Annotated in this window: 2 protein-coding genes; both read right to left on the reverse strand. The window is 73.1% G+C overall.

Annotated elements, in window-relative coordinates:
- Nucleotides 1-1751 (reverse strand): type I polyketide synthase (locus ABTZ94_RS35615; protein ID WP_351207284.1); only part of this gene is annotated, 1751 nt, incomplete at its 3' end.
- A 126-nt stretch (nt 1752-1877) separates the two neighbouring features.
- Nucleotides 1878-6481: type I polyketide synthase (locus ABTZ94_RS35620; RefSeq protein ID WP_351207286.1), on the reverse strand; the 4604-nt coding region annotated here is incomplete at its 5' end.

Here is a 6481-nt window from a genome sequence, read left to right on the forward strand (position 1 = left end):
GCATCCATGAGCTTCACGGCCATACCGGCCCACTGCGACCCCTGACCAGGAAAGACAAAAGCCACCTGCCCACCGACGGCAGAACCCTGCACCACACCCGGTGCCATGCCACCATCCGCAAGCGTCCGCAGACCGGCCAGCAACTCGTCGCGGCTCTCGCCGACGACCACGGCGCGGCGCTCCAGGGCGGACCGGGTGACGGCGAGCGAGTAGCCCACATCCACCGGGCGCGGCCCGGCGTCGGCCCGCAGCAGGTCCAGCAGCTTCGCAGCCTGGGCGCGCAGCGCCGCCTCGCCCTTGCCGGAGAGCACCCACGGAAGCACGCCGGGCTGGCGTACCGGCTCCTCGGCGGGGGCGGGCTCCTCGGCCGGGGCCTGCTCGATGATGGCGTGCGCGTTGGTGCCGCTGAAGCCGAAGGCGGAGACGCCCGCGCGGCGGGGCCGCCCGGTCTCCGGCCAGGCCGTGGCCTCCCGTACGAGATTCACCGAGCCGGCCGCCCAGTCGATGTGCGGGGACGGCTCGGCTATGTGCAGCGACTCGGGCACCGTGCCGTGCCGCATGGCCAGCACCATCTTCATCACGCCCGCGATGCCTGCCGCGCCCTGGGTGTGGCCGATGTTGGACTTCACCGAGCCCAGCAGCAGCGGCCGGTCGGCGGGCCGGTTCTGGCCGTAGGTGGCCAGCAGCGCCTGCGCCTCGATCGGGTCACCGAGGGCAGTGCCGGTGCCGTGCGCCTCGACGACGTCGACATCGGTGGCGGACAGCCGGGCGTTGGCGAGCGCCTGGCGGATGACGCGCTGCTGGGACGGCCCGTTCGGCGCCGTCAGACCGTTGCTCGCACCGTCCTGGTTGATCGCACTGCCCCGCACGATCGCGAGCACCTGGTGGCCGTTCTTCCGGGCGTCGGACAGTCGCTCCAGCAGCAGCACGCCCACGCCCTCGGCCGGTCCGAAACCGTCGGCATCCGCAGCGAACGCCTTGCAGCGGCCGTCCCGGGACAGTCCGCGCTGCCGACTGAACTCGACGAACAGGCCGGGCGTGGACATCACGTGGACGCCGCCGGCCAGGGCCAGCGAGCACTCGCCCAGCCGCAGTGCCTGGACGGCCAGGTGCAGCGCGACCAGCGACGCCGAGCAGGCGGTGTCGACGGTGACCGCCGGGCCCTCCAGGCCGAAGACATAACTGACGCGGCCGGAGAGCACGCTGGCGGAGTTGCCGGTGCCCAGGTGCCCGCTGAAGTCCTCCTCGGCCTTCAGTGCCACCGACAGGTAGTCGGAGGCGTTGATGCCGGCGAAGACGCCGGTCTGGCTGCCGCGCACGCTCGCGGGGTCGATCCCGGCCCGCTCGAACGCTTCCCATCCGGTCTCCAGCAGCAACCGCTGTTGGGGGTCCATCGCCGTCGCCTCGCGCGGGGAGATCCCGAAGAACGCCGGGTCGAACCGGGTGGCGTCGCCGAGGAACCCGCCCTCGCGGGTGTAGGTGGTGTCCGGGGTGTCCGGATCCGAGTCGAACAGGTTCTGCAGGTCCCAGCCGCGGTCGTCGGGGAATTCCGCCGCCGCGTCACCACCTTCGGCGAGCAGCCGCCACAGCTCCTCGGGGGTGCGGATACCGCCGGGGAACCGGCAGCTCATTGCCACGATGGCGATCGGCTCGCGGGCTCGGTCCTCGATTTTCTGAAGGCGCCGGTACGCCTCGTCGAGGTCTGTGGTGACCTTCTTGAGATATTCGCGGAGCTTTGCTTCATTCGCCATGTGGCGCGTCCTATTCGAATGCTGTGGATCGTCGGGGTGGTCGGTGGGGTGGTGCTGCCGCGCGTCCGGCCGCTGAGTTCCCCGGGATTTCTCAGCCGTCTCGTACATCCCGGCCTTCTCGGGTTCTCAGCTCTTTCCGAACCTCTTGTCGATGAAGTCGAAGAGTTCGTCGTCGCTGGCCTCTTCGAGCGCGCCCGCCCCGGCGGTGTCGTCCATGGCGTTCCGGACGTCGTTCCACTTCGTCAGCAGCGACTGCAGGCGCACCGCGATGCGGTCGTGGTCGGCCTCGTTCTCGGCCACCGCGGCCAGATCCTCCGGCGCCAGCGCGGACAGGGTGTTCTCCAGCCGCTCCAACTCGTCCAGTACGCAGTGCCCTGCCGCCGCTTCCTCGGGTGCCACCTCGGCGAGCAGTTGGTGCGCGAGCGCCAGCGGGGTCGGGTAGTCGTAGACCAGCGTCGCCGAGAGCCTCAGTCCACTGGCCTCGTTGAGGCGGTTGCGCAGTTCCACGGCGGTCAGCGAGTCGAAGCCGAGCTCCTTGAATGCCTGTTCGGCGCCCACCTGGTCCTGGGACGTGTAGCCCAGCACCACGGCCACCTGACGGCGTACCAGATCCAGTACGGTGTGCCGCTGTTCGGCGTCGGAGAGACCGGCGAGCTGCGCCGCCAGCGTCTCGGCCCCGGCCTCGGCTGCCGTGGTGGCACGGCCTGATTCCGCGGCGCGGCGGGCGGGGGTGCGTACCAGGCCGCGGTAGAGCGGCAGCAGCTCCCCGGCGGCGGCGTTGGAGCGCAGCGCGGCCAGGTCCAGCCGTACCGGCACCAGCACCGGTTCGTCGGCCTCGCGGGCCGCGTCGAACAGGGCCAGGCCCTCCGCCGCGGAAAGCGGCAGCACACCGCCGCGCGCCGACCGGCCGAGATCGGCCGCGCCGAGCGTGCCGGCCATGCCGCGCTCCTCGGCCCACATGCCCCACACCAGGGACACGGCGGCCAGGCCACGGGCTCGGCGGTGCCGGGCCAGGGCGTCCAGGAAGACGTTGGCCGCCGAGTAGCTGCCCTGTCCGGGGCTGCCCAGGGTGCCTGCCGCCGCCGAGTACAGCACGAAGGCGGACAGGTCCAGGTCCCGGGTCAGTTCGTGCAGGTTCACGGCCGCGTCGACCTTGGGCGCGAGCACCCGGTCCACCCGTTCCGGTGTCAGCAGGTCGATGACTCCGTCGTCGAGCACGCCCGCGGTGTGCACCACGGCCGTCAGCGGGTGTCCGGCGGGAACGCTCGCCAGCAAGGTGGCGAGCGCCACCCTGTCCGAGGCGTCGCAGGCGGCCACGGTGGCCTCGGCGCCCAGCGCGCGGAGTTCGCCGGTCAGTTCCGCCATGCCCTCGGCGGCCGGACCGCGCCTGCTGACGAGCAGCAAGTGGCGGGCGCCGTGCTCGGTGACCAGGTGCCGGGCCAGCAGCCGGCCCAGCCCACCGGTGGCGCCGGTGATCAGGACAGTGCCCTCGGGATCGATGGCCGCCCCGCGCACCACCCCGGCCTCGGTCTCGCTCCGGGCCAGACGCGGCGTGTACGCCGTGCCCGCGCGGAGCGCCAGCTCCGGTTCGCCCGAGGCCAGTGCGCCCAAAATGGCCGCGAACGACGCGTCGCCGTCCACGTCCAGCAGCAGGAACTGCCCGGGATTCTCCGCCTGCGCGGCCCGCAGCAGACCCCAGACCGGTGCGTTCACCAGGTCGGCGACCTCGACGTCGTCGGCCGCGGCGACCGCGCCCCGGGTGACGACCACCAGCCGGGCCGCGCCCGGCCGCCCACCGTTCAGCCACTCCTGAAGCAGACTCAGGGCGCGGTGGGTGGCGGTGTGGACGGCCCTGGCCAGGCCGTCGTCGCGCACGTCACCGGACTCGGGCAGCAGCGGCAGCAGCACCGTGCCGGGCACGGTGCCGCCCGCCGCGACGGCCGCGTTCAGCGCCGCGAGGTCGTCATACGTCTCGGCGTGCACCCCGGCCGGCTCCAGCGCGACGCCCAGCTTGAGTTCGTCGCCGCCGCCGATGACGGCGACGGGCTCGGCGTAAACCGCCGAAGGCGCGGGCAGCGCCGTCCAGTCGACACGGAACAGTGAATCGTGGTGTCCGGCCGTGGCGGCCGTCGCACCGGCGATCCGGTCCAGGTCCATCGGCTGGGTGCCCAGCGCCTCGACCGTTGCGACGAGCGAGCCCGCCGCGTCGGCCACCACCACCGAGACCGCGCCGTCCAGGGCCGGGTCGGCGACCGGCGCCAGCCGTACCCGCAGCGCGTCCGCGCCGATCGCGCGCACGCTCACTCCGCGCCACGAACCCGCCAGTGCGGCGCCGTCCGTGTCCGCCGCCAGGAGCGCCAGCGGCTGGAGCGCGGCGTCCAGCAGTGCCGGGTGCAGCGCGAAGCGCGTGGCCTCCGGCTGCCGCTCCGCCGCGATCCGTACCTCGGCGAAGAGTTCCGCACCGCGCCGCCAGACGCGCTCCAGGCCCTGGAAGGCCGGGCCGTGCAACAGACCGGCGTGTACCAGCCGGCCGTAGACCTCGTCGGCCGCCACGGGCTGCGCGTCGGCGGGCGGCCAGGCCGACAGCTCGGCCAGGCCCGCAGGGTTCGTCACGGACTCGCCGGTGGCCAGCAGGCCACTGGCGTGCCGGGTCCACGGCCGGTCCGACCGCTCCGGGCGGGAGTGGACGGCCAGTGTGCGGCGGCCGACGTCATCCGGCTCACCGACCGACACCCGAAGCTGCACGCCGCCGCGTTCCGGAAGCACCAGTGGCGCCTCCAGGGTCAGCTCTTCGAGCAGCTCGCAGCCGGCCCGGTCGCCCGCGCGGACCGCCAGCTCGACGAAGGCCGTGGCAGGCACCACCACCGTGTCCCCGACCATGTGGTCGGCCAGCCAGCCGTGCGAGCGGAGCGAGAGCCTGCCGGAGAAGAGGAACGCGTCCGAGTCGGGCAGCTCCACCGCGGCACCCAGCAGTGGGTGACCGGCGGCGCCGAGCCCCATCGAGGCGAACTCGTCCAGGCTCAGCAGGGCGTCGGCCCAGTAGTGCTGGTGCTGGAAGGCGTAGGTCGGCAGGGCCACGCGGCGCGCGCCCGTACCGGCGAAGAACGCCTCCCAGTCCGGGGCCGTGCCGCGGACGAACAGCCGTGCCAGCGCGTCGGTCGCCGCCCGTGCCTCCGGCCTGCCCGTGCGCAGCACCGGTGCGAGCACGGCGCGGCCGGGCTCGGCGAGGCAGTCCTGGGCCATGGCGGTGAGCACACCGTCCGGGCCCAGCTCGACATACGTCGTCACGCCCTGGTCCTCCAGGGCCCGTACGCCGTCCAGGAAGCGGACCGCCTCCCGCACGTGCCGTGCCCAGAACCCGGGGCTGGTGATCTCCTCGGCGGAGACGACGGCACCGGTCAGGTTCGACACGATCGGGATGCGCGGGGCCTCGTACGTGAGGCTCTCGGCGACCTTGCGGAAGTCCTCCAGCATCGCGTCCATGCGTGGCGAGTGGAAGGCGTGGCTGACCGTCAGACGCTTCGTCTTGCGGCCCTGTCGCTCGAAGGTCGCGGCGATCGCGACGGCCGCGTCCTCGTCACCCGCGACGACCACCGACTGCGGACCGTTGAGCGCGGCGATGCTCACACCCTCGGTCAGCAGCGGCAGCACCTCCTCCTCGGACGCCTGCACCGCGATCATGGCGCCACCGGCGGGCAGTTCCTGCATCAGGCGGCCACGGGCCGCCACCAGCTTCGCGGCTTCCGTCAGCGAGAGCACGCCCGCAACATGGGCGGCGGCCAGTTCGCCGATGGAGTGCCCGGAGAGGAAGTCGGCCTTCAGGCCCCACGACTCGACCAGACGGAACAACGCCACCTCGACCGCGAACAGCGCGGGCTGGGTGAAGCCCGTCCGGCCGAGCAGCTCGGCGTCGTCACCGAACAGCACGTCCTTCAGCGGACGGTCGAGGTGCCCGTCCAGATGCGCGCAGACCGCGTCCAGCGCATCGGCGAACACCGGGTGGGTGTCGTAGAGTTCGCGGCCCATACCGAGCCGCTGGCTGCCCTGGCCGGTGAAGAGGAAGGCCACCTTGCCGGCCGTCACCGTGCCCTGGATCAGGCCCGGCACCGCCGCCTCTGCCGACTCGCCGCGTGCGAGTGCCGCCAGGCCGCGCAGCAGTCCATCCCGGTCCTCGGCGACCAGCACGGCCCGGTGGTCCAGGACGGCACGGGTCGTGGCCAGCGAGTACGCGACATCCACCGCGTCCGCCTCGGGCTGTGCCGTGAGGTGCGCCCGCAGCCGCTCGGCCTGGCCGCGCAGCGCGGCCTCGGACTTGCCCGACAGCACCCACGGCACCGACAGCGGTTCCGCCACCGGATCGGGGACGGGCCCCGCCGGGGCCGGCTCGGGTGCCTGTTCCAGGACGGTGTGCGCGTTCGTACCGCTGATGCCGAACGCCGAGACCGCCGCGCGGCGCGGGCGGCCGGTCTCCGGCCACTGCACCGCCTCGGTCAGCAGCGAGACCGCGCCCGTCGACCAGTCGACGTGCGGGGTCGGCTCGTCGACGTGCAGTGTCTGCGGCAGCACTCCGTGCTGGAGCGCCAGTACCATCTTCATCACGCCCGCGACACCGGCCGCGGCCTGTGTGTGACCGATGTTGGACTTGATGGAGCCGAGGTGGAGCGGCTGGTCGGCCGCACGGTCCTGGCCGTAGGTGGCCAGCAGTGCCTGCGCCTCGATCGGGTCACCCA

The sequence above is a fragment of the Streptomyces sp. NPDC002785 genome, from assembly GCF_040295565.1.
Taxonomy (GTDB): Bacteria; Actinomycetota; Actinomycetes; order Streptomycetales; family Streptomycetaceae; genus Streptomyces.